Below are 23,588 nucleotides of genomic sequence, written 5' to 3' on the forward strand. Positions count from 1 at the left end.
TGTCCTGACATTCAGGCGGCATCCGGTGACCGGGTGCCGCCATCTATCTGTGGAATTCTCATGACCCCCGATCTTGAATGCGTCGACCTGGTGAAGCGGTTCGGCGACACGACGGCCGTCGACAACGTGTCGTTCTCGGTGCCGCCGGGCAGCTTCTTTTCGATCCTCGGCCCCTCGGGCTGCGGCAAGACGACGATCATGCGCATGATCGCGGGGTTCCTGGATCCGACCACGGGCGATATCCGGATCAAGGGCGGGTCGGTCCTGGATACGCCGCCGAACAAGCGCCCCGTGAACATGGTGTTCCAGCACCTGGCGCTGTTTCCCATGATGACGATCGCCGAGAACATCGGCTACGGGCTGCGCCGTCGTGGCATGTCCAAGCCCGAAATCGCCCGCAAGGTCGACGAGGCGCTTGAGCGGATCGGCCTTCCCGGCATCGGCGCACGCAAGGTCGACGAACTTTCCGGCGGACAGAAGCAGCGCGTGGCCATTGCCCGCTGCATGGTGCTTGAGCCGGACGTTCTGTTGCTGGACGAACCGCTTGGCGCGCTGGACCTGAAGCTGCGCGAACACATGAAGGTGGAACTGAAGGCGCTTCAGGCCGCCTTTGACACCACCTTTGTCTATATCACCCACGACCAGTCCGAGGCGCTGGTGATGTCCGACCAAATCGCCGTGATGAATGCCGGGCGGTTCGAACAGGTCGGCACCGGGCAGGATCTGTATTACCGTCCCGAAACCCCCTTCGTGGCCGGGTTCATCGGCGACACCAACCGCTGGAGCGGCCGGATCGAGAAGGCGGAGGGCGGCACGCTGCAACTGCGCACCGAAAGCGGGCTGGCCATGCGCGCCAGCGGCGCGGGCCTGGCGCCGGGCGACATGGCCGAGATCTTCGTGCGCCCCGAAGCCATCCGCCTGGCCGCCACGGCCGAGGGGCTGGCAGGCTTCGACAACCACCTGTCCGGCACGGTGACCAGCATCCTGTTCAACGGCGCGGCCTCTCGCCTGCTGGTGCAGGACGCGGCGGGCGAGACGCTGGAAGTCACGCTGCCCCAGTCGGGCGAATTCGACCGGCTGAAGCGCGGCGACATGGTGCACATCGGCTGGGGGGCAGGGCAGGCGACCTGCTTTGCCACCGGCGCGGCCGGAGCGCGGTGATGCGCAACCAGTCCCGCGTCGCCTTTTACCTTCTGCTGATGCCGCTGGTGCTGTGGCTGGGCCTGCTGATCATCATTCCGCATATCGACATGCTGTTGATTTCCCTGCGGGAACGCGTGTCCTTTGGCGTCTATGACCGCAGCCTTGCACAATATGAAAAGGCGCTGACCGAACCGCTGTACCTGCGCACCTTCGCGCGGACGGCGGTGATGTCGGTGCTGGCCACGGCGATCACCCTGCTGATCGCCTTTCCGGTGGCCTATTACATCGCCAAGATGGCGCGCGGCCGGTTGCAGCAGGTGCTGTTCCTGCTGTGCCTTATCCCTTTCTATGTTTCGGAACTGGTGCGGACCTTCGGCTGGATGATCCTGCTGCGCGAAACCGGCATCGTGTCGAACCTGCTGCAATGGGCCGGGCTGGCCGATCAACCGGTCGAGATGCTGTACACCGACGCCACCATGATGGTGGGGCTGGTCTATACCTCGATGCTGTTCATGGTGGTGCCCCTGGTGACCACGCTGGAAAGCCTGGACGACAGCGTGATCGAGGCGGGCTATGATCTGGGCGGCAGCGGGCTTTCGGTGCTGCGCGAAATCATCATCCCCCATGCCATGCCGGGCATCGTTTCGGGCTGCATCGTCGTCTTCATGCTGTCGCTCGGCAATTACCTGACGCCCACGATGCTGGGCGGCAAGGACAGCCTGTGGTTCACGGAAATGATCTATAACCAGTTCATCGTCCGTTCGAACTGGGAACTGGGCGCGGCCTTCGGCTTCATGCTGCTGGTGCTGTCCTCGGTCATCGTCTGGGGCATGCTGCGCCTGACGGGCCGGACCCTGAAGGAGACCATGGGATGATCCCGACCATTCCCCAATCCCGCACGGTCCGCATCGTCTATGGCGGCTACGTGGCGCTGTTCTTCCTGTATCTCGCGCTGCCGCTGACGGTCGTGGCGGTCTTTGCCTTCAACGACAGCCAGTTCCCGTCCCTCCCGTGGGAGGGGTTCACCTGGAACTGGTTCTTCGGAGACACCCGCCCGCAGATCGGCGTCTTCCATGAACGGGGCATCCTGGGCGCGGTCGGAACCTCGGCCTTTGTGGCGGCCTGTGTCGCGGTGCTTTCCGTGGCGGTCGGCACCACCAATGCCTTCCTGTTCAACCGCTATGATTTCCGCGGCAAGGGGCTGCTTTACGTGCTGATGCTGCTGCCGCTGGTGATCCCCGGTATCGTTCTTGGCATCTCGATCCTGGTCTTTTCCTCGACGCTGGCGAACGGCATCTGGGACCTGGCGCAGATGGACATCCAAGCGCTGCGTCCCGGCCTGCTTCTGGTGATCCTGGGGCAGTTCAGTTTTATCACCACGATCGCCACGCTGGTGATCTCGGCCCGGCTGCAAAAGTTCGACCGCACCCTGGAAGAGGCCGCGCTGAACCTTGGCGCAGATCGGCTGACGGCGGTGCGCACGATCACCTTGCCCTTCCTCGCCCCCGCGATGATCGGGGCCGTGGTCGTCGCCTTCCTGATGAGCTTTGAGAACTTCAACACCACGCTGATGCTGGTCGGGTCCGACGCGCCGCTGACCATCGCGATGTTCGACCGGTTGAAAGAGGGCTCGACCCCGCTTCTGAACGCGGTGTCGCTGCTTTTGATGCTGGGATCCTCGCTGCTGGCGCTGATGATGATCCTGTTCCAGCGCCGGTCCTGATCCCGCCCGTCTGAACCACGCACCTGCGCACCCCCGCTTTTGGCGGGGGCGCTGTCATGGCAATGTCATCAAAAATTCACTTACATTCCGGCCCATATTTCATTAATCCATGAAATATGGAAAAAGAGATTCCCGATCAACTGACGGCCCTGGGCCATCCGCAGCGACTTGCGGTGTTTCGCCTGTTGATGCGGCGTCATCCCGATGCCGTTCCGGCCGGTGAAATCGCCAATGCGCTGGCGGTGAAAGCCAGCACCATGTCCACCTATCTGGCCGCGCTGGTCAGGGCCGGGCTGGTGACGCAGACCCGGTCGGGGACCTCTCTTCTTTATGCGGTCAATATGACCACCGCACGACAGATGTTCGATTACCTCTTCCTCGACTGCTGCCGCGGTCGCCCTGAAATCTGCCTGCCTCAAAGCTCGGGATCCTCTGCCATGACCGACCACCGCACCTATTCCGTCCTGTTTATCTGTACCGGGAATTCCGCCCGGTCGATCTTTGCCGAAAGCCTGCTGCGCCAGATCGGCGGCAGCCGCTTCACCGTCTATTCCGCCGGCACCCGCCCGTCGTCCGAGCTCAACCCCTTTGCGCTTCAGGTGCTGACGGACAAGGGGCACGACATCTCGGACTTGCGGGCCAAGAACGTGGCCGAGTTCAGCGGCCCCGACGCGCCCGATCTGGATTTCGTCTTCACGGTCTGCAACCAGGCCGCGAACGAAGAATGCCCCGCCTGGGAAGGTCAGCCCATCAGCGGCCACTGGGGCATGGTCGACCCGGTGAAGGCCACCGGCACCGATGCCGAGAAAAGCCTGGCCTTCCAACAGGCCTATGGGGCGCTGAAACGCCGGATCGAGGCCTTTACGGCCCTGCCCGTGGAAAGCCTGGACCGGATCGCCCTGCAATCCGCGGTCGATGACATCGCCCGCCTGACGAACGAGGAAACGCAATGACCAACTATGCCGTGAACGGCCTTGGCCGCATGGGCAAGCTTGCCCTGAAACCCCTGATCGAACGGGGCGCAAGGATTGCCTGGATCAACGATGCCGTGGGCGATGCGGCGATGCATGCCCATCTGCTGGAATTCGACACGGTGCATGGCCGCTGGCAGGCGGATTTCGCCCATGACGACAGTGCCGTGATCATCGACGGCACGCGCATCCCCTTTGTTGGCACCAAGGCGATCGAGGATCTGCCCCTGGACGGTGTCGACGTGGTCATCGACTGCACCGGCGTCTTCAAGACTGAGGCCAAGCTGGCCCCTTATTTCGCCGCCGGGGTGAAGAAGGTTGTCGTCTCGGCCCCCGTTAAAGACGGACCCACGGCGAATATCGTCATGGGCGTGAACGACGACAGCTTTGACCCGGCACAGCATCGGATCGTCACCGCCGCCTCCTGCACGACGAACTGCCTGGCCCCGGTGGTCAAGGTCGTGCACGAGACCTTCGGGATCAAGCACGGGTCCATGACCACGATCCACGACGTGACCAACACCCAGACCATCGTCGACCGCCCCGCCAAGGACCTGCGCCGCGCCCGGTCCGCGCTGAATTCGCTGATCCCCACGACCACCGGTTCGGCCACCGCGATCACGCTGATCTACCCCGAGCTCAAGGGCCGGCTGAACGGCCACGCGGTACGGGTGCCGCTGCTCAATGCCTCGCTGACCGACTGCGTCTTCGAACTTGACCGCGCCACGACGGTGGATGAGGTCAACGCCGCCTTCGAGGCCGCCGCCAACGGCCCCCTGAAGGGCATCCTGGGCTATGAGACCCGGCCGCTGGTTTCGACAGATTACACCAATGATCCGCGGTCCTCGATCATCGACGCGCCTTCGACCATGGTGGTGAACGGCACGCAGCTGAAGGTCTATGCCTGGTACGACAACGAATGGGGCTATGCGCAGCGCCTGGCCGATGTCGCCTTGATGGTCGGGGCCTCGCTGTGACCCAGCAGGCCCCCGGCACCCAGGCGGCCAGGCCCGAGAAACCAAAAAGACCCGAGGGCCTGTCCGCCTATATCGCCGTCACCGCGGCCTATTGGGCCTTCATGCTGACCGATGGCGCGCTGCGGATGCTGGTGCTGCTGCACTTTCACACGCTTGGCTTCAGCCCGGTGCAGCTGGCCTATCTGTTCATCCTCTATGAGATCGCCGGGATGGTCACCAACCTGGCCGCCGGCTGGATCGCGGCGCGCTTCGGCCTGACCTCGACGCTTTATGCCGGGCTGGGAATACAGGTGGTGGCGCTGCTGGCGCTGTCGCAGCTGGATCCCTCCTGGACCGTGGCCGTCTCGGTCGCCTTCGTGATGTGCGTTCAGGGGCTGTCGGGCGTGGCCAAGGACCTGGCCAAGATGTCGTCGAAATCGGCGGTCAAGCTGCTGGCCCCCAAGGGCGAGGGCGGGTTGTTCCGTTGGGTCGCCCTGCTGACCGGATCGAAGAACGCGGTCAAAGGGCTGGGCTTCCTGCTCGGCTCGGCTTTGCTGGCTGTGCTGGGCTTCACCGGCGCGGTGCTGGGCATGGCAGGCGTCCTGGCGGTGATCCTTGCAGCGGTGGTGATCTTAATGCCGCCGGGTCTGCCCCGGGGCCGCAAGGGCGCCAAGTTCACCGAGGTCTTTTCGAAATCCGCCAATGTGAACTGGCTGTCGGCGGCGCGGGTGTTTCTGTTCGGGGCGCGCGACGTCTGGTTCGTTGTCGGCATCCCGATCTATTTCTACGCCGTCCTCTCGGACGGGAGCGAGGCGGGCAACCGCGCCGCCTTCTTCCTGATCGGCACCTTCATGGCGGGATGGATCATCCTTTACGGTTTTGTCCAGGCCAGCGCGCCGCGCCTTCTGAAGGCCGCCACCCGGGGTGAGGATGCGCTGATCCGCGCCGCACGCGGCTGGGCCTGGGCGCTCTTCGTGGTGCCCCTGGTGCTGAGTGGCGCGGTGCTGGCCGCACCGGGGCCGCAGGACTGGCTGACGGCAGTTCTGGTGGCGGGTCTGCTGGCCTTTGGCGCGATCTTCGCGGTGAACTCGGCGCTGCATTCCTACCTGATCCTGGCGTTTTCGAAATCCGAACGGGTGACCATGGATGTGGGGTTCTACTACATGGCGAACGCGGGCGGGCGGCTTCTGGGCACGCTGCTGTCGGGGCTGACCTATCAGATCGGCGGGCTGCCCCTGGTCATGGGGGCGACGGCCGCACTGGTGGCATTGGCGGCGCTGACCTCGGGTCGGTTGGACGACCGGGTCGCCCTGGACTGAGCCGGGACTGACTTCGGGACTGACCTCAAGGCAGGGGCCAGACCGGTCGCTGCCCCAAATTCACATCCGTGTATTGCAGCCCCCGCCCGTTGACGCCGGCGCAGACCGCGCGCTTTGATTGACGCCACATCAGGGGGAGGACTGGCCATGTCTTGGCTGAAACTGCAGGGCCGTGTGGCCGTCATCACCGGCGCAAGCGGCGGCATCGGCCGCGCCATCGCCCAGGCTTTCGTGGACGAAGGTGTGCGGGTCGCGATGCTGGACCTGCCTTCGGACGCGCTGAACGCGGCGGCAGAGGATATCGGCGGCATCCCCGTGCCCTGCGACGTCAGCGACGGTGCGGCGGTGGCCCAGGCGGCGGCATCCGTGGACAAGGCGCTTGGCCCAGTCGACATCCTGGTGAACAACGCCGCCCGGTCGATCCCCGGCGGGCTGGACCGCGTGTCAATTGCCGACTGGCAGAAGATGCTGGACGTGAACCTGACCGGATACCTGCGCTGCGCCCAGACCTTCGGCATTCCGATGCTGGAAAGGGGCCGGGGCGCGCTGGTGCACGTCAGTTCCATCGCCGCGCTGCATGCCACGCCACAGGGCAACGCCTATGCCTCGGGCAAGGCGGCGGTGTCGATGTTGTCCAAACAGCTGGCGGTGGAATGGGGCCCGCGCGGGGTACGCTCGAACACCGTCGCCCCCGGCCTGATCCGCACGCCTTTGTCCGAGGCCTTCTATGCCGACCCCAGGGACCTGGCCGCACGCGAGTCCGTCGTGCCCCTGCGCCGCATCGGCCGCCCCGAGGATATCGCAGACGCGGTGCTGTACCTGTCGTCCGACCGGGCGTCTTACGTCACCGGGGACGAGCTGACCGTGGACGGCGCCTTCACCCGTGGTCTGATGAGCCATATTCCCCGCCCGGGCTACGACTGACCCCTGGCCCTGAGTCCGTCTTGCCCCGGCGGTGCGCCCCGGGCGTGTCCCCGGTCCAGCGCAGAAAGGCGCGGTGGAAATTCGCCGCCGAGGAAAACCCGAGATCCTGAGAGATCTCCTCGATACTGGCCGCGCTGCCGGACAGCGCGCGGATGGCCAGGTCGCGGCGCAGGGCATCGCGGATCTCGCGGAAGGCGGTGCCTTCCTCGGCCAGGCGGCGCATGCAGGTGCGCGGCGTCATGCCAAAGGCGCGGGCGACGGGGGCCAGCTGTGCGCAGCTCCAGTCGGTTTGGAACAGATGCGCCCGGATGCGCAGGGACAGGCTGTGGTCGCGGTGGCGGGTGAACAGCCAGTCGCGCGGGGCGCGGCGCACGAACGCCACCAGCTCTGCCTTGCTGCGCGACAGCGGCCTTGTGCCATCGGCTGCAAAGGTGATTGCCGAGGCAGGCGCGTCAAAGCTCAGCGGGGCGGGGAAGATCACCGGGTAATCGGCGGCGAAGCCCGGCCGGGCAAAGGCGAAATCCACCGCCCGCACCGCGACCTCGCGCCCCGCCAGCCAGGACAGCAGCCCATGCGCGAGCTTCAGGATCAGCATGTGGCCAAAGCGCTGCGCCGGGGCATCGCCGGTCAGCTGCAGCGACAGCACCATCCGGGCGTCGCGCAGGTCCAGCGTGAAACAGGCATCGTCCAGAAGCAGGTTCCAGAAGGTCGAAAACCTGAACAGCGCGGCCGCAAGGCTGTCGGCTGCGCTGACGCTGGTCAGAAGGTGTTGCAGCGCCCGGGCACGGATCGGCCGGGACCACAGGCCCATCATCTCGTCCCCGCTTTGCGTCGCGGCCACCTGATACAGCAGCACGATCTGATCGAGCGTCACCCGGGCGTCAGGCCGCCCCGCGTCTGCCGCCAGCCCCGCATGGCGCAGGAAGCCGTTGGTCCGGTCAGGACCGAACCGCAGGCGCATGGCGCTGATCCAATCCTCGATCAGGGCGCGCGACAGGGTCGGCAGGTCACCGGGTTCGGAACGAAAGGTCATGGGGCAGGGCTACGTGATTTTGTCACTTTGGGGAAGTCTGCTGTCACCCAGGGCCATTGAGGGCAGGGTGGCGCAGCAAATATTGTCGCTTCCGAACATATCGCATGACATCCCCGAAAGGATTGAAAGATGGCCCGTGACAGCTTTGACAACCTCCTGATCGAAACCCGCGACAGCGGCGTCGACATCGTGACCCTGAACCGCGCCGCCAAGCGCAACGCGCTGGATGTGGCCACGGTGGACGAACTGGTCGACTACTTTGGCACCGCGCATCGCCGGGGCGTCCGCGCCGTGGTGCTGGCGGGATCGGGCGATCATTTCTGCGCCGGTCTGGATCTGGTCGAACATTGGAAGGCCGACCGCAGCCCGGACGAATTCATGCATGTCTGCCTGCGCTGGCACGAGGCTTTCAACAAGATGGAATATGGCGGTGTCCCGGTGATCGCGGCGCTTCAGGGTGCGGTCGTGGGGGGCGGGCTTGAACTCGCCTCGGCGGCGCAAATCCGGGTGATGGACCAGACCACCTATTTCGCCCTGCCCGAGGGCCAGCGCGGCATCTTCACCGGCGGCGGCGCGACGATCCGGGTCAGTGACCTGATCGGCAAGTCGCGGATGATCGACATGGTTCTGACCGGCCGCGTCTATCAGGGGCAGGAGGCCGTGGACCTCGGGCTCGCGCAATACCTGGTCGAGGGATCCAGCTTTGACCGCGCGCTTGAGCTGGCCGAGAAGACCGCTGCCAACCTGCCGTTGACCAACTTCGCCATCTGCTCGGCGGTCAGCCACCTGAACAACATGTCGGCGCTGGACGCGGCCTATGCGGAATCGGTGGTGGCCGGGATGGTGAACACCCAGCCCGCCGCCCGCGAACGGCTGGAGGCCTTCGCCAACAAATCCGACGCGCGCATCCGTCCGAACGGGTGAGGGGCGGGGGGCTGCGGTCCTACCCCAGAGGTGGCTTCAGCATGAACCTGTCAGCCAGAGCCCTTTGCGCACAGCCTAAGATATAGGTCCCGCCCGGCGTTTGCGCCGGGCAGCGCCGTCCCGCCCCCCTGGGGCGGCGCTATTGCGCCACCCCGCGGGCCGGACGCTGCCCTTGGCTTTAAGATCAACGGATGCTCTGTATGGTGACCCTTGCCATATGGCTGGTGAGAAATCAGACCGAGCGGCGTCGTCGCGCCTCTGGGCTCCGCCCGAGATCAGGCGAAATCGTCCACTGGACGATTTTCGAGAAGCCTGATCACCCCCGCGGGCCGGACGCTGCCCTTACCAAAGACCTATGAAGCTTGCGCACAGGTTTCAGAGGGCCTTCGCCCTCCGAACACAGACCACAAACCTTGCCGCCCTCAGGCCCAACCCCTAAACCGGGGCCATGCGCATTCTCGATAACATCATCAGCGACCGGGGTTCGAAATACGCGGTCTCTGGCGGGCCTTGCCGCAACGAGGACGAGGCGAAGGACTTCATAAAGACGCTCTGCCGCAAGAAGAAATTCGCCAAGGCCACGCATAACACCTGGGGGCTTCTGGCCGGCGACACGCCGGTCAAGAACGACGACGGGGAATCCGGCGCGGGCATGGTGATCCTGCGGATGCTGGAACGCGAAGGGCTGCGCGATCACATCGTCGTCGTGACCCGCTGGTACGGCGGCAAGCACCTGGGCGGCGACCGGTTCCGCCATGTGCGGGACGCGGTGCAGCTGTATCTCGACACGCTGCGGTCGGGTTAAGTCCCGATTTCGTCCTGCCCGATCCTGGCCAGAAACGCCCGCGTCCGGCGCATCACATGGGCCACCGTGGCCTCGGGCCCATGGGCGGCGGTATGGGCGGTCATGGGCACCTCGAGCGCGAGGGGAAGATCGGCGGGCAGGGCGCGGACATAGGCCGACAGGTCGATCCCGCCGTCACCGGGGGGCAGGCGCTCGGCCCGGCCGGCGTGCAGCAGATCCTCGGTCGAATAGGGTGGATGCACCGGCGCGTCGCACAGATGGGCGAACCGCAGACGTTCGGGGGGCAGGGCTTGCAGCGTCGACAAAAGGCTGTCCGAGCGGTCGAAATGCAGGCTGTCGGGCAGGATGCCGATCGCGGGGCCGGCCTGTTCCACCACCGCAAGCGCGGCGCTCAGGGACGGCACGTTGGTCCAGGGAAAGAACTCCAATGACACCCCCAGCCCGCGATCCGCCGCCAGCTGACCCAAGCGCCCCAGGGTCGCGGCCAGTCGCGACAGGTCAGGGTCGTAGGGCGCAGTGATGACCTCTTTGGCACCCAGCTCGGCCCCGGCATCAAGGAAGGGGATCAGATCCTCGGCCCGCGTTTCGGGCGTGATCTTGACGAATTCGATGTCATGCACGGTGACGCCGGTCTCCCGCAGGGCCGTGCGGCTGGCGCGCATCAGCGCGGCGTCCTGCATCAAGGGATAGCCGGGAGAGGTCTCGGTCACCCGGATCAGCCGCAGCCCGACCGCGTCGAACCCCGCCCGGGCCGCCGCATGGATCAGCGCGGGCGGGGGCAGGTCGATGGCCGTCAGATGCGCAAGCGAGAGAAGGCGGCTCATCCCCGCGCCCCCGCCGCATGGCGCCCGGCGATATAGCCAAAGGTCAGCGCCGGCCCCAGGTTGATGCCGCCCGCCGGGTAATGCCCGCCCATGACGCTGCGCATGTCGGTCCCTGCGGCGTAAAGCCCGGGGATCGGCGCGCCGCCTGCGTCCAGCACCCGCGCCGCACCATCGGTCTGCAGCCCGGCGAAGGTGCCGAAGCTGCCGGGGATGACCTTGACCGCGTAGAAGGGGCCGCGTTCGATCGGGGCGAGGCAGGGGTTGGGCGTGACCTCTGGATCGCCCTGAAGCCGCATGTAGGGGGTGGTACCGCGGTGGAACGCCGGGTCTTCGCCCCGCCGGGCGTGGTCATTGAACTGCGTGACGGTTGCGGCAAGGCCTTGCGCGTCGATCCCGCAGGCCTGCGCCAGGGCCTCGATACTGCGCCCGGTCTTCAGATAGCCCGAGGCGATCCAGGGCCGCAGCGGCAGGGGCGCGGGCCGCACGATTCCCAGCCCATAACGGCGGATAAACCGGTGATCGCAGACCAGCCAGGAGGCGACCTCCTGCCCCTCGGGGATAGCGTCGAAAAGCGCCTGGACGTAATCGTAATAGCCCAGGCCTTCGTTGCAGAACCGCCGGCCATCGGCCAGCACGCCGATCACGCCGGGTTTGCCGCGTTCGATGATATGGGGAAAGACGCCGGTGCTGCCGTCGGGCCAGTCCACGCGCGACACCGGGCACCAGGCCCCCGGCGCGGCCAGGTTTGCCGCCTGATAGCCGCCTGCTGCCTCTCCCAACCGCAGGCCATCGCCCGAGGCCTCGGGGACCGCCAGGGTGGCGTGCTGATCGGGGCGGGGAAAACTCGCCGCGCGGCGGGGCAGATCCTGGGGATAGCCGCCACAGGCCAGCACCACGCCCCGCCGGGCGCGGATGCGGCGCGGGCCCTGGGCGGTGTCCAGAACGGCTCCGGTTACGCCACCATCGCCGATCAGCTGCGCCACACCCTGGCCGGTTCGGACGACAACCCCCGCATCCAGCGCCGCGCGTAGCAGCCGTGCCACCAAAGCGTTGCCATTGCGAAGCTCCATCCCCCGTCCATGACGGGCCAGCGACCACAGGTGCCGCGCCATCCGGCGGGTCACATGCAGGGCCGAGGCGACGGATCGCGTGGCGGTCATGAAGGCGCGCAGATCCGCGCCGGCCTGAATGGTCATGCCCCAGAATGACGTCTCGCGCAGGGGGCGGCGCAGCAGCGCGATGTCCCGGCCAAGCGCCTGACCGGGATAGGGCGCGGCGATCACCGACCGGCCGCCAGTGCCCGCGCCGGGCAGATGGCCATAGGTGTCGGGGATCCGCGCGCCGCATTCAAAGGCCAGCCCCCGGTCTTCCAGAAACCCGATCATCTGCGGCGCGGCCTGCAGGAAGGCATCGACCAGCGCGGGGTCGAAGGCATTGCCCTGCACGGCCTTCAGATACTGGCGCGGGCCGGAACTGTCTTCGTCAAAGCCATGGCGACGGGCGACGGGGTTGCAGGGGGCCCAGATCCAGCCGCCGGACCAGGCGGTGGTGCCGCCGATGACGTCGGATTTCTCGGCCAGGATGACCTTCAGCCCGCCCGCAGCGGCCGCCAAAGCCGCTGCAAGCCCGGCCGCGCCCGATCCTGCCACCAGCAGGTCGCAGTGGTCGTCCCATGCCGCATCCTGCGTTGCCTGTTGAGAAAATTCCCCGGACTTGGTCATCGGCCCCTCCGCGTCTGGCCCCCTCTCCTGCGGGGAAGTGTCCGGTTGCGAGGCGTAACGTCAAATGCTTGTTTGCGGCTTTCGGTAACATCAGGTTAATCTTGCCCAAAGGGGAGGGCCGCATGAAGGAAATCACCCTGCGCCAGGTCGAGGTCATCCGAGCAGTCATGCTGCGGGGCACGATCAATGGCGCGGCCGAACTGCTGGGGGTCTCGGCCCCCGGGATCTCTCGGCTTGTGAAACATACCGAGGAAACCCTGGGCCTGCGGCTTTTCGAACGGCGCGCGGGGCTGTTTGTGCCCTCGGTCGAGGCGGGCAAGGTCTTTGACCAGATCCGCGAGGTCTACAAGGGCGTCGAGAACCTGCAATCGGCCATCGACTCGCTTAAAAAGGGCGAAGAGGTGCAGCTGTCCTTCGCCAGCGCGCCCTCGGTCGCGCAGTTCATCGCCGCCCGCGCCCTGCGCACGATCCGCAAACGCTATCCCGACCTCTATATCGACCTGAACATCCTGAAGATCGAAGAGACGGCGGATTACCTGCTGCTGGAGCGCGGAGAGTTCGTGATCATGAGCTCTGCCGTGCACAACCCGGGCATCCAAAGCGAAAAGCTGGCCCATGGCCGCGTCGTCGCCATCTTGCCCGAAGGCCATCCCCTGGCCGCCCAAGAGGTGATTTCCGTACACGACCTGGCCAAAGAAGAAATGGTGGGCATCGACCCTTCGGACCCCTACGGGCGCATCATCTCGCGCCCCTTCCGCGAGGCGGGGATCGACCTGCGCCACACCATGCGCGGCCGCTTTGCCCAGACCATCGTCAGCCTGGTGCGTCACGGCATGGGCGTGGCGCTGATCGACGAATTCTCGGTGGCCGAGGTCTATATGCCCGGTGTCGTGCGCCGCCCGATTGTCGAAGAGACCTTCATCGACATCTACGCGGTGACCAAGAAGGACAGGGTGCTGTCGAACTTCGCCGAATACAGCATTGCGCAGTTCCGAAAGGAGCTGAACGAGGCCGGCAAGAACTGGGCCTGAGCGGCTGACGCGATTAACCTGATGTTACGGTATGCGAAAAAGCGGTATTTGACGTTAATCTTCTGATCGTCGAAAACTTCCCGCCATGGGACGCACGGAGGATCGCGTCCAATAGCTTTAACGGGAGGAACCTCATGAAGCGTTTCGTAATTGGTGCCGTTTCGGCGCTTGTCCTGGGTGCATCCGCTGCCGGTGCGGCCGACTATCCGTCCAAGGAAATCCAGGGCGTCATCCAGTGGGGGGCCGGTGGCTCTACCGATACGGTGATGCGGTCTGTCACGCCCCATGCCGAAGAGGCCCTGGGCGGCACGGTCGTCATGCAGAACATGACCGGCGGTGTCGGTGCGATCGCGCTGAACCATGTCGCGGGCCAGGCGGCCGACGGCTACACCCTGCTGATGGGCGCGGAAAACCCGCTGCTCTACAAGGTGATGGGCCTGGGCGACAAGGACTACTCGGACTTCACGCCGATCTCGATCCTGGCACGCGGCACCCCGATCCTGGTGGCCAACCCCGATGCCCCCTTCGACGATTATGCCGGCATGATGGCCTATATCAACGACAACCCCGGTGAACTGCGCATGGGCGCAACCGGCCCCGGCGGCCTGCCGTCGGTCGTGACCGCGATGATCAACACCGTTGAAGGCAAAATGGACGTGATTTCCGTGCCCTACGACGGCGACGGCCCGGCGCTGACCGCGCTGCAGGGTGGCGCGATCGACGTCATGCCCGCGGTTCTGGGTGCGGCCATCGAAGGCATCCGTGCCGGCAAGATGAAGCCGCTGGCGATCTTCGACGTGGCGGCCAACGACAAGCTGCCCGAGGTCCCGCCGGTCACCGACTTCAACGACGCCTACAACACTTACCTGCCCTGGGGCCCGTTCTTCGGTGTCTTCGTCAAGAAGGGCACGCCGGATGACGTGGTCGCCAAGCTGGCCGACGCCTATGCCAAGGGTGCCGAGAACCCCGCCTTTGTCGAGCTGATGGACAACCGCGGCTTCTCGATGATGGGCATTTCCGGTGCCGAGGCCGAGGCCTTCCTGTCGAAGTGGCAGCAGGGCACCACCTGGCTGCTGCAGGACGCAGGCCTGACCAAGGCATCGCCGGAAGACTTCGGCATCGCCCGCCCGTAAGGCGCGCAGGTCAAGGCTAAGGCACAGGTCCGGCAGCCTGCCGGACATCGGAAAAGACCGGCGCCTGACGCCACCTGAAACCAGTCGGCGCCGCACTTCGCACCTTGAAGTGCGGCGCCTTTCAGTTCCGCAGCCCGGCCGCCCGATGGCGACAGGCCGATGGCGGGACCTGCGGACAACAGGGGGAGGGAACCCATGAAGATCGAAACGGAACACCACGACGGCACGTCCGACGCGACGCCCGGCGGCTACGAGGGCCAGCGCCGCCCCGGAGAGCTGATCTTTGGCGCGGTCATGTTCCTGGGCAGCCTCTTCCTGGTCTTCTCGGCCTGGGGGATCGAAAACACCTTCGGGCCCAATGGCCTGTCCTCGCCCCGGGCGATCCCGCTGGCCACGACGATCGTCATGGCGATTGCCGCCGGGGTGATCCTGTTCAAGGACGCGCGCCTGCCGCGTGTCACGGGCGAGACCGTGATGAAGGACATCCTGCCGGTCAATGTCATCATCCTTGCGGTGATGCTGGTGGCCTATGGCGTGGCGCTGAAACCGATCGGGTTCCTGCCCACCTCGGCCGTGTTCCTGATCATCGCGATCAAGCTGCTGGCCCGGCGTGGCTGGGGCTGGACGCTTCTTGTCTCTCTCGGAAGCCTCATCCTGATCTGGATCGTCTTCCGCATCGTCTTCACCGTCCTCATCCCGGCCGGCATCGTCCCCGAGGCCGAGGTCATCCAGATGTTCCGCAGCCTCTTCCAGGGAGCCCCGTGATGGACGCCGTTCTTGCCTTTCTGACCGTCTTCACCCAGCCCGAGCTTCTGCTGCTTGTGGGCCTGGGCACCTTTGCCGGGGTCTACGTCGGCGCGATTCCGGGACTTTCGGTGACCATGGCGGTCTCGATCCTAATTTCCTTCACCTTTTCCTGGGATGTCTACCCGGCGATCTCGCTGATGATCGGGATCTACATGGGCGGGGTCTATGGCGGGTCGCGCACCGCGATCCTGCTGAACATCCCCGGCGCGCCCTCGGCCATTGCCACGGCGCTGGACGGCTATCCGCTGGCCAAGCGGGGCGAGGCCGGGACCGCCATCGGCGTCACCACGGTGATGTCCTTCATCGGCGGCTTCATCGGCATCGGCGTGCTGGCCGTGGCCGCGCCCTTCGTGTCGGATTTCGCGCTGAAGTTCCAGCCGCGCGACTACATGCTGCTGGCGGTTCTGGGCATCCTTCTGGTCGGATCGCTTTCGTCCGGCAGCCTGATCAAGGGCATCTTTGCCGGTGCGCTTGGCATCGCCATCGGGGCCGTGGGCCGTGACCCGCTGACCTTTACCGAACGCTTCACCTTTGACCTGCCGCTGATGCAGGGCGGGATCAGCTTTATCGCGGTGATGATCGGCATGTTCGGCGTCTCCGAGGCGCTGATGCAGCTGCACCACGTCAACAAGGATGCCGTGCGTCAGAAGATCAGCCGCATCGTGCCCTCGCTGAGCACCGTGAAGAAGCACCTGCCGCTGTCGCTGCAGACCTCGACCATCGGGGTGGTGATCGGCGCGCTTCCGGGCACCGGCGGGGACATCGCGGCGCTGATGGCCTATGACCACGCCAAGCGCGTGACCAAGAACCCCGAACGCCCCTTTGGCGATGGCGCCATGGAGGGCCTTGTCGCCCCGGAGACCGCCAACAATTCGGCCGTGGGCGGGGCCTTCATTCCGATGATGACCCTGGGCATTCCGGGCGATGCGGTGACCGCGATCATGATCGGCGCGCTGTTCATCCACGGGCTGAACCCCGGCCCGATGCTGATGGTCGATCAGCCCGATATGTTCTGGTTCATCGTCGGCGCGCTGGTCATGGCCAATGTCTTCATGCTGATCTTCGGCCTGACTGGCATCAAGCTGTTCACCAAGATCGTGGAAATGCCGCGCGCCGTGCTGATCCCGCTGATCATGCTGCTGTCGATCGTGGGTGCCTATGCGGTCAACAACTCGCTTTCGGACGTCTACTGGATGCTGGGCTTTGGCTTCTTTGGCTATTTCATGCGGCACTACGGCTATCCGCTTGGCCCCGTGATCCTGGGCGTGATCCTGTCGCGGCTGCTGGATGACAACTGGCGCCGGGCGATCATTTCCGAACGCGAAGACCTGGGCCGGTTCTTTGGCGGCATCTTCTCCAGCCCGCTGTCGACCGTGCTGCTGATCGCCGTGATCCTGATCTTCGTGTCGCAGACGCCGCTTTGGACCCGCGCCAAGGCGCACATCCTGAAGCCGCGTAACCAAGGGGTGCAGGGATGAGCAAAGCGCTGAAACTGGGCCTGATCGGCGACAATATCGCCCGGTCCCGCGCCAATGTCCTGCACGGGCTGGCGGGGGATCAGAACGGCGTCGCCGTGACCTATGACAGGCTGGTGCCGAAGATGATGGAAAAGGACTTTGACGGGGTCTTCGACCACTGCATCGCCACCGGCTTTGACGGCATCAACGTGACCTATCCCTACAAGGAAAAGGCCGCGCTGCGTGTCACGGTGGACGATCCCCTTGTCCGGGCCATTGGCGCGGTGAACACGGTGATCTTCCACAAGGACGGCCCCAAGGGGTTCAACACCGATCACTCGGGCTTCATGGCGGCCTATCGTGCCGTCCGGCAGGAACAGCCCACAGGCCCGGTGCTGATGATCGGCACCGGCGGCGTCGGCAAGGCGGTGGCCTTCGGGCTGGCGGGGCTGGGCACACGCACCCTGCGCCTGGTCGACCGCGACGTCGCCAAGGCCGAGGCACTGGCCGCCGCCCTGATCGCCGTGGCCCCGGACATGGACATCTCGATCTGGATCAGCGCCGAAAAGGCGGCCGAGGGCTGCGCCGGGCTGATCAACTGCACCCCCGTCGGCATGGTCGGATACGAGGGCACGCCGCTGGATCCCGCCGCCATGGCCGGGGCCGAATGGGCCTTTGACGCGGTCTATACGCCGGTCGACACCCAGTTCCTTCAGGACGCCCAGGCGGCGGGCCTGTCGATCATTTCCGGGTGGGAGCTGTTCTTCTACCAGGGCGTCCACGCCTGGACGCTGTTCTCAGGTCTTTCGCTGGACGAGGCGCAGCTGCGCTCCAGCCTGCAACAAGAGGTCGCGCCCGCATGAAAACCGCCATCGCCACTGTCTCGATCTCAGGCACGCTGACCGAAAAGCTGGACGCCATCGCCGAGGCCGGCTTCGACGGCATCGAGATTTTCGAACAGGATTTCGTCACCGACACCGGCAGCGCCCGCGACGTGGGCAACCGGATCCGCGACAAGGGGCTCGAGGTCAGCCTGTTCCAGCCCTTCCGCGACTTTGAAGGTCTGCCCGAGCCCTATCGCACCAAGGCCTTCGACCGGGCCGAACGCAAGTTCGACCTGATGCAGGACCTGGGCACCGACCTGATCCTGGTCTGTTCGTCGCTGCATCCGCGTGCCCTGGGCGGCATCGACCGGGCGGCGGACGATCTGCGTGCCCTGGGCGAACGCGCCGCCGCGCGCGGGCTGCGCATCGGGTATGAGGCCCTGGCCTGGGGCCGCTATGTGAACGACCACCGCGACGCCTGGGAAATCGTGCGCCGGGCGGATCATCCGAACGTCGGGCTGATCGTCGACAGTTTCCACACCCTTGGGCGCGGGCTGGACCCGGAAACCATCCGGCGCATCCCCGGCGACAAGATCTTCTTCGTGCAGATGGCGGATGCGCCCAAGATCGACATGGATCTGCTGTATTGGTCGCGCCACTTCCGCAACATGCCGGGCGAGGGCGATCTGCCCGTCACCGACTTCATGCGCGCGGTGCTGGCGGCGGGCTATACCGGCCCCGTCAGTCTTGAGATCTTCAACGACCAGTTCCGGGGCGGCAGCCCGCGCACCATCGCGCGCGATGGCTATCGGTCGCTGATCACCCTGCTGGACGACGTGCGCCGGGCCGAGCCCGAGATCGACGTGCAATTGCCGCCGATCCCCGCCCGCCAGGACGTTCAGGGCACCGCCTTTGTCGAATTCGCCACCCGCGGGACCGAGGCCGAGACGCTGAAATCCCAGCTGACCGCCCTGGGCTTTGCCGAAACCGGCCGCCACCTGGCCAAGGCGGTCACCCTTTGGCAGCAGGGCGACATCCGCATCGTACTGAACGAGGAACAGGGCGATTTTGCCGGCACCGCCTATAACACGCATGGCACCTCGATCTGCGATATCGGGCTGACCGTGTCGGACGCGGGCGACACGGTGGCGCGGGCCGCCGCCCTTGGCGCGAAACGCTTCAGCCAGAACCCGGCCGTCGGCCAGCTGGAAATCCCGGCGATCCGGGGCCTGGGCGGCAGCCTGCTGCACTTGCTGGACCACCGTCACGCCGACGTCTGGAAAACCGAATTCGGCGCCGGGACCGAAGGCCCCGAAGGCGCAGGCCTGCGCCGGATCGACCATATCGCCCAGACCATGACCTATGACGAAATGCTGTCCTGGTCGCTGTTCTACGGATCGCTGTTCAAGATGCACAAGGCCCCCATGGTCGACGTGATCGACCCCGACGGGCTGGTGCGGTCGCAGGCACTTGGCACCGAAGACGGGGCCTTCCGCATCACTCTGAACGGGGCCGAGACGCACCGCACCCTGGCCGGATCCTTCCTGGCGCAAAGCTTTGGCGCGCCGGTGCAGCACCTGGCGCTGAGCAGCGACGACATCTTTGCCAGCGCCGCGAAACTGACCGCCGCCGGGTTCGAGGCCCTGCCGATCCCCGACAACTATTATGACGACCTGGCCAGCCGTTTTGACATCGCGCCCGACATTCTGGCGGCGATGAAACGCCATCAGATCCTCTATGATGCGGACGATCACGGCACCTTCTTCCAGATGTATGGTCGTCCCGTGGTCAGCGGTTTCTTCTTCGAGATCATCCAGCGCGACGGATATCGCGGCTATGGCGCGCCGAACGCGCCCTTCCGCATCGCCGCCCAGAAACGCCTGGGCCGCACGCGGGGGATGCCGGCGGACTGACTGGACTGACGGGCCGCGACGGGCCGCGACGGGGAAGGGCGGGACCAGCGGAGGGGCAGGGGAGAGCTTGGGGGGATCAGACCTCGATCTGCACCGGCGTCTCGAATTCGTCCTCGGGGCTCAGCGCCTGCACCGCGCTGCGCAGCGCCCCGAGGTATTTGTCGAAATTCTTGCGGAACCGGTAGACCGCGCCGCCGATGGCCAGCGTCGCGGGCTGGCCCTGCACCTTCAGCGGCAGCAGCACCGCAATCGTCGCGCCGCCCTCGAAGGGCAGATCCTCGACCGAGGCATAGCCCTGCTGGCGGATCTTCTCGATCTCGCGCAGGACCACGTCCAGCTTCATGCGTTCCGACGGATTGCTGGTCGCGATATTGGCGCGGCGCACCATGTTCTCGATCTTGGAATCCGGCAGCGTCGACAGAAGGACCCAGCCCGCTGCCGACCGCGTGATCGGCCGCACCGTGCCTTCGTCGATGTGGAATCGCAGCGCATGCAGCGAATCCTTGGTCTTGAGGTATTGCAGGTAGACGTCGTTCTTGGTGCCGATGAAGGTGCCTTCGCGGGTGATCGCATGCACGTCGTTGATCGCATCCAGGATCCGCCCCGACCCGAACAGCGCGCGGGGGATCCAGTCGCCAAGCGTCGTCACCTTGGAGGTCGGGAAATAGACCCGCCGCGCCCGGTCGTAGTTCAGATATCCCATCTTCACCAAGGTCTTGAGAAGCACGGTGGTCGAGGACTGCGGATAGCCCAGGTCCGCCGCCAGTTCCGACATCGACCGTTCCTGCTGGCTTAGCTTGAAATGTTCCAGGACCTCGAAGGCCCGCATGGCGGACTTCACCTGTGCTTCGGACATGGTCTTTCCTCCCTCTCGAATTTCACAAGTGTGAAACTCGACCTCACATATGGATTATTTCTAGGCATGTCCGGGGGCGCGTGACAACCTTTCCACAAGGCTGGCACAGGGTGAGGAGACCCGAGGCCCGGCGTCAGGGATCCCGATTGCGGACCCTGGCGCAGGGGTGCCGGCGCAAAGGGAAGGGGGCTGTCGTGACAACCATCGTCAAGGACAGATTTGCAGGGCGTGTCGCCCTGGTGACCGGCGGCGGTCAGGGCATCGGCCGGGCCATCGCGGAACATCTGGCAGCAGAGGGCGCGCGCGTCGGCGTGCTGGACCTGAACGCCGAGCTGGCGGAAACCACCGCCCAGGCGCTGCGCGACAAGGGGGGCGAGGCCATCGCCCTGACCGCCAACGCCGGCAAGCGGGACGAGGTCTTTGCCGCCGTGCAAAAACTGCGCGAGGCCTTCGGGCCGGTGACCGTCCTGATCAACAACGCCATGTTCAACCGCTATGGCCCGCTGGAGGACCAGACCGAGAAGACCATCAGCCTGATGATCGACGTCGGCCTGAAGGGCGTGATCTGGGGCTATCAGGCAGTGCTGGCCGACATGCGTGGCGCGGGCGGCGGGTCGATCGTGAACATCGCCTCTCCGGCGGCGGTGATCGCGATGAAACATGGTATCATGTACTCGGCCGTAAAGGCCGCCGTGGCGGCCGCAACCCGGTCGGGCGCGGCGGAATTCGGCCCCGACAACATCCGCGTCAATGCCGTGGCCCCGGGGCCGACCCAGACCGACGGGGCCAACCTTGTCGTGACGGAAGAGGCCTGGGAACGCCGCCGACAGCGCGTGCCGATCGGCCGCCTTGGCCAACCCCAGGATTCGGCGGCCGCCGCCGTGTTTCTTGCGTCGGAAGACGCGTCCTTCATCACGGGCGACATGCTGTTCGTGGATGGGGGCATCACTTACGCGTTCTCTTGATCGCGTTTGCATACCGGCGGGAGGACGCCGGTTCTTTTCTCAGGGAGGAAGACATGAACTATCAGAAAAAACTAAAGGGAATGGCCATCCTGCTGGCCGGTACAGCCCTGGTCGCAACGCCGGCCGCCGCCGAATTTTCCGATGACGTCATCCGGATCGGCATCATGAACGACCAGTCCGGCCCCTATGCGGACAACTGCGGCACCGGTTCCGTCACCTCGGCCAAGCTTGCGGTCGAAGACCACGGCGGCGCCATCAACGGCACCCCGATCGAGATCGTCATCGCCGACGACCAGAACAAGCCCGACATCGGTGTCAGCCAGGCCCTGAAGTGGGTCGAGGAAGACGGCGTGGACGCGATCATCGGCTGTTCGGCCTCGTCCATCGCGCTGGCCGTGGCGGACATCATGGGCGACAAGAACGTGCCCTACCTGGTGGCCGGCAGCGCGACCACCGAGACGACGAACTCCAAGTGCAACGCCATGACCACCAACTGGGCCTACAACACCTATACGCTGGCCAAAGGGTCGGTTCAGGCGCAGCTCGATAAGGGGCTGGACAAGTGGTACTTCATCACCGTCGACTACACGTTCGGCAAGGCCTGGCAGGAAGACGCCACCCGCTTCATCGAAGCCGCCGGAGGCGAGGTCGTCGGATCCACCCTGCACCCGCTTGGGGCCACCGACTTCTCGTCCCAGCTGCTGCAGGCCCAGGCCTCGGGCGCGACGGTGATCGGCATTGCCAACGCCGGTGCCGACCTTGCCAACGTGCTGAAACAGGCGCGGGAATTCGGCATCATGGACGCCGGTCAGACGCTGGCCCCGCTTGGCCTTCAGGTGAACAACGTGCATGCCATCGGCCTTGAGGCCACCGGCGGCCTGGTTGTGTCCGCCCCCGCCTACTGGGCGATGAACGACGAAACCAAGGCCTTCACCGCACGCTACGGTGCGGCCTTCGACGACCGCACGCCGAACGAAAGCCAGCTGGTGACCTATTCCGCAGTCAACCACCTGCTGAAGGCGATGGAAGCCTCGGGCACCGACGGCGGCGAAGCGGTCATGGCCTCGATGCGGGAACTGCCGATCACCGACATGATCTCGGACAACGTGATGATCCGCGAAGACGGCGTCATCAACCGTCCGATGCTGAAGGTGCAGGTGAAATCCGCCGACGCCACCTCGGGCGGCTGGGACTATTACGACGTCCAGGGCTGGATCGATGCGGGCGACGTCTGGCCGCCGCTGGCCGACAGCGTCTGCCCCATGGTCAAGATGTGATCTGAATTCACGACGGGGCGGCCTCTTTTGGGGGGCCGTCCCAGCCAGGCCCGCAAGGGCCGACTGCGATCAGGGGGGCGCGATGACCAAGCATATCAAGACCGTGACGGCCAGCCGCATTTCCGAGGCACCGGACCTTCTGGGCGAAAGCCCGGTCTGGGACGATCAGCTGGGGCGGCTGTACTGGGTCGACAGCATGTCGAAGAAGATCCGGTACTATCATCCCGCCGATCACAGCCACGGCGACATCGACGTGCCGCAGATCATCGGATCGGTTGGCCTTGGTGCGCCGGGCACGCTGGTCGCCGGCCTGGCCGACGGCATCTATTCCATCGAGATCGAGACGGGCGCCGCCACGCCGCTCTACCGGTTGGATCCGCCCAATGACCGCGTGCGCTTCAACGATGGCAAGGTCGACCGCCAGGGCCGCTTTGTCTGTGGCGGCATGGGCATCTATGCCGAACCCGTGGGTGAGGTCCTGCGCGTCGCCCCCGATGGCACCGCCGAGGTTCTGGCCAACGGGCTGCGGATCACCAATTCCATCTGTTTCAGCCCCGATGGCGACACCTTCTACATGGCCGACAGCCTGGACAAGCTGGTGCGCGCCTACAGCTATGGCACCGGGGAAGAGGCATTGTCGGAACCGCGCATGCTGGTCGACACGAAACCCTATGCCTCGGGCCCCGATGGCGCGACCGTGGACAGCGAAGGCTGCATCTGGATCGCCCTGGTGCAGACCGGCCAGATCGCCCGCTTCACCCCGGACGGGGACCTGGACGCGCTGATCGAGGCCCCGACCGACATGCCGACCTGCATGTGTTTCGGCGGGCCGGATCTGAAGACCCTCTATGTCACCTCGATCAAGGACAGCGGCTCGGGCCGGGCGATTTCGCGTCACCCGCTTGGCGGCCACCTGTTTGCCATCGAAGGCCTGGGCGTCACCGGATTGCCCGAACCGCGATTTGCCAGCTGATCTGCCTGG

At 65.6% G+C, this 23,588-nt stretch carries 22 protein-coding genes; 18 read left to right on the top strand and 4 right to left on the bottom strand.

Annotation, left to right across the window (positions count from 1 at the left end; translation table 11 throughout):
- Positions 1 to 60 precede the first annotated feature (60 nt).
- The 7 genes from BMX99_RS03325 to BMX99_RS03355 all read left to right on the top strand — a co-directional run bounded on the left by BMX99_RS03325 (position 61) and on the right by BMX99_RS03355 (position 7,036).
- Positions 61 to 1,161, top strand: coding sequence for an ABC transporter ATP-binding protein (locus tag BMX99_RS03325; RefSeq protein ID WP_093447186.1), 1,101 nt, complete (start codon positions 61 to 63; stop codon positions 1,159 to 1,161).
- Complete coding sequence (locus BMX99_RS03330; RefSeq protein WP_093447188.1) at positions 1,161 to 2,018, top strand: ABC transporter permease; 858 nt, start codon at positions 1,161 to 1,163, stop codon at positions 2,016 to 2,018. Before BMX99_RS03325 ends, BMX99_RS03330 begins: the two co-directional genes overlap by 1 nt.
- Entirely contained in the window at positions 2,015 to 2,866 is an 852-nt protein-coding gene (locus BMX99_RS03335) for an ABC transporter permease (protein WP_093447191.1), read from the top strand. Before BMX99_RS03330 ends, BMX99_RS03335 begins: the two co-directional genes overlap by 4 nt.
- Positions 2,867 to 2,982: 116 nt before the next feature.
- On the top strand, positions 2,983 to 3,819 hold the full coding sequence (locus BMX99_RS03340; protein WP_093447194.1) for an arsenate reductase/protein-tyrosine-phosphatase family protein: 837 nt from the start codon (positions 2,983 to 2,985) through the stop codon (positions 3,817 to 3,819).
- The gene (locus BMX99_RS03345; protein ID WP_093447197.1) at positions 3,816 to 4,814 is read left to right on the top strand and encodes an ArsJ-associated glyceraldehyde-3-phosphate dehydrogenase; all 999 of its coding nucleotides are present in this window, start codon (positions 3,816 to 3,818) and stop codon (positions 4,812 to 4,814) included. Before BMX99_RS03340 ends, BMX99_RS03345 begins: the two co-directional genes overlap by 4 nt.
- Positions 4,811 to 6,112 carry an organoarsenical effux MFS transporter ArsJ gene (gene arsJ, locus BMX99_RS03350; protein WP_093447200.1) on the top strand — a complete coding sequence of 434 codons (1,302 nt, stop codon included), beginning with the start codon at positions 4,811 to 4,813 and terminating at the stop codon, positions 6,110 to 6,112. Before BMX99_RS03345 ends, arsJ begins: the two co-directional genes overlap by 4 nt.
- A 147-nt stretch (positions 6,113 to 6,259) precedes the next feature.
- A complete protein-coding gene (locus BMX99_RS03355) occupies positions 6,260 to 7,036 on the top strand; it encodes an SDR family NAD(P)-dependent oxidoreductase (RefSeq protein ID WP_093447203.1) in 777 nt (258 codons plus the stop codon).
- Here BMX99_RS03355 and BMX99_RS03360 read toward each other — a convergent pair.
- On the bottom strand, positions 6,990 to 8,069 hold the full coding sequence (locus BMX99_RS03360) for an AraC family transcriptional regulator (protein WP_093447206.1): 1,080 nt from the start codon (positions 8,067 to 8,069) through the stop codon (positions 6,990 to 6,992). The two genes, BMX99_RS03355 and BMX99_RS03360, sit on opposite strands and share 47 nt — an antisense overlap.
- Before the next feature lie 129 nt (positions 8,070 to 8,198).
- Here BMX99_RS03360 and dmdD point away from each other — a divergent pair, with 129 nt between their 5' ends.
- Together dmdD and BMX99_RS03370 are read left to right on the top strand one after the other, a co-directional pair.
- Positions 8,199 to 8,993: a methylthioacryloyl-CoA hydratase gene (dmdD, locus tag BMX99_RS03365; protein WP_093447209.1), complete on the top strand. Its 795-nt coding sequence runs from the start codon at positions 8,199 to 8,201 to the stop codon at positions 8,991 to 8,993.
- A 448-nt stretch (positions 8,994 to 9,441) separates the two neighbouring features.
- Positions 9,442 to 9,798, top strand: a complete 357-nt coding sequence (locus BMX99_RS03370) for a YigZ family protein (protein WP_093447212.1) — start codon at positions 9,442 to 9,444, stop codon at positions 9,796 to 9,798.
- Here the strand turns inward: BMX99_RS03370 and BMX99_RS03375 are convergent.
- Together BMX99_RS03375 and BMX99_RS03380 are read right to left on the bottom strand one after the other, a co-directional pair.
- Positions 9,795 to 10,622 (bottom strand): sugar phosphate isomerase/epimerase family protein, encoded by an 828-nt coding sequence (locus tag BMX99_RS03375; protein ID WP_093447215.1) that lies wholly within the window; start codon positions 10,620 to 10,622, stop codon positions 9,795 to 9,797. The two genes, BMX99_RS03370 and BMX99_RS03375, sit on opposite strands and share 4 nt — an antisense overlap.
- On the bottom strand, positions 10,619 to 12,343 hold the full coding sequence (locus BMX99_RS03380) for an FAD-dependent oxidoreductase (protein ID WP_093447217.1): 1,725 nt from the start codon (positions 12,341 to 12,343) through the stop codon (positions 10,619 to 10,621). Before BMX99_RS03380 ends, BMX99_RS03375 begins: the two co-directional genes overlap by 4 nt.
- 122 nt (positions 12,344 to 12,465) lie before the next feature.
- Here BMX99_RS03380 and BMX99_RS03385 point away from each other — a divergent pair, with 122 nt between their 5' ends.
- From BMX99_RS03385 to BMX99_RS03410, 6 genes are all read left to right on the top strand, one after another.
- Positions 12,466 to 13,374, top strand: coding sequence for a LysR family transcriptional regulator (locus tag BMX99_RS03385; RefSeq protein ID WP_093447220.1), 909 nt, complete (start codon positions 12,466 to 12,468; stop codon positions 13,372 to 13,374).
- A gap of 134 nt (positions 13,375 to 13,508) precedes the next feature.
- On the top strand, positions 13,509 to 14,507 hold the full coding sequence (locus BMX99_RS03390) for a Bug family tripartite tricarboxylate transporter substrate binding protein (RefSeq protein WP_093447222.1): 999 nt from the start codon (positions 13,509 to 13,511) through the stop codon (positions 14,505 to 14,507).
- A 195-nt stretch (positions 14,508 to 14,702) separates the two neighbouring features.
- Positions 14,703 to 15,272, top strand: coding sequence for a tripartite tricarboxylate transporter TctB family protein (locus BMX99_RS03395; protein ID WP_244525592.1), 570 nt, complete (start codon positions 14,703 to 14,705; stop codon positions 15,270 to 15,272).
- Entirely contained in the window at positions 15,272 to 16,792 is a 1,521-nt protein-coding gene (locus BMX99_RS03400; protein ID WP_093447228.1) for a tripartite tricarboxylate transporter permease, read from the top strand. Before BMX99_RS03395 ends, BMX99_RS03400 begins: the two co-directional genes overlap by 1 nt.
- Complete coding sequence (locus BMX99_RS03405; protein WP_093447231.1) at positions 16,789 to 17,634, top strand: shikimate dehydrogenase family protein; 846 nt, start codon at positions 16,789 to 16,791, stop codon at positions 17,632 to 17,634. Before BMX99_RS03400 ends, BMX99_RS03405 begins: the two co-directional genes overlap by 4 nt.
- Positions 17,631 to 19,508, top strand: coding sequence for a bifunctional sugar phosphate isomerase/epimerase/4-hydroxyphenylpyruvate dioxygenase family protein (locus BMX99_RS03410; RefSeq protein ID WP_093447234.1), 1,878 nt, complete (start codon positions 17,631 to 17,633; stop codon positions 19,506 to 19,508). The genes BMX99_RS03405 and BMX99_RS03410 overlap by 4 nt, the downstream gene beginning before the upstream one ends.
- Before the next feature lie 76 nt (positions 19,509 to 19,584).
- Here BMX99_RS03410 and BMX99_RS03415 read toward each other — a convergent pair whose 3' ends face one another.
- Positions 19,585 to 20,364 carry an IclR family transcriptional regulator gene (locus BMX99_RS03415; RefSeq protein ID WP_093447236.1) on the bottom strand — a complete coding sequence of 260 codons (780 nt, stop codon included), beginning with the start codon at positions 20,362 to 20,364 and terminating at the stop codon, positions 19,585 to 19,587.
- Between the two features lie 194 nt (positions 20,365 to 20,558).
- Between BMX99_RS03415 and BMX99_RS03420 the strand changes: the two genes are divergently transcribed.
- The 3 genes from BMX99_RS03420 (at position 20,559) to BMX99_RS03430 (ending at position 23,579) form a co-directional block, all read left to right on the top strand.
- Positions 20,559 to 21,329 (top strand): SDR family NAD(P)-dependent oxidoreductase, encoded by a 771-nt coding sequence (locus BMX99_RS03420; protein WP_244525591.1) that lies wholly within the window; start codon positions 20,559 to 20,561, stop codon positions 21,327 to 21,329.
- A gap of 53 nt (positions 21,330 to 21,382) precedes the next feature.
- A complete protein-coding gene (locus tag BMX99_RS03425) occupies positions 21,383 to 22,606 on the top strand; it encodes an ABC transporter substrate-binding protein (protein WP_212632875.1) in 1,224 nt (407 codons plus the stop codon).
- Between the two features lie 82 nt (positions 22,607 to 22,688).
- Positions 22,689 to 23,579, top strand: a complete 891-nt coding sequence (locus tag BMX99_RS03430) for an SMP-30/gluconolactonase/LRE family protein (protein ID WP_093447239.1) — start codon at positions 22,689 to 22,691, stop codon at positions 23,577 to 23,579.
- Positions 23,580 to 23,588 lie beyond the last annotated feature (9 nt).

Origin of the sequence: Pseudooceanicola nitratireducens (genome assembly GCF_900109195.1) — a bacterium.
GTDB lineage: Bacteria > Pseudomonadota > Alphaproteobacteria > Rhodobacterales > Rhodobacteraceae > Pseudooceanicola > Pseudooceanicola nitratireducens.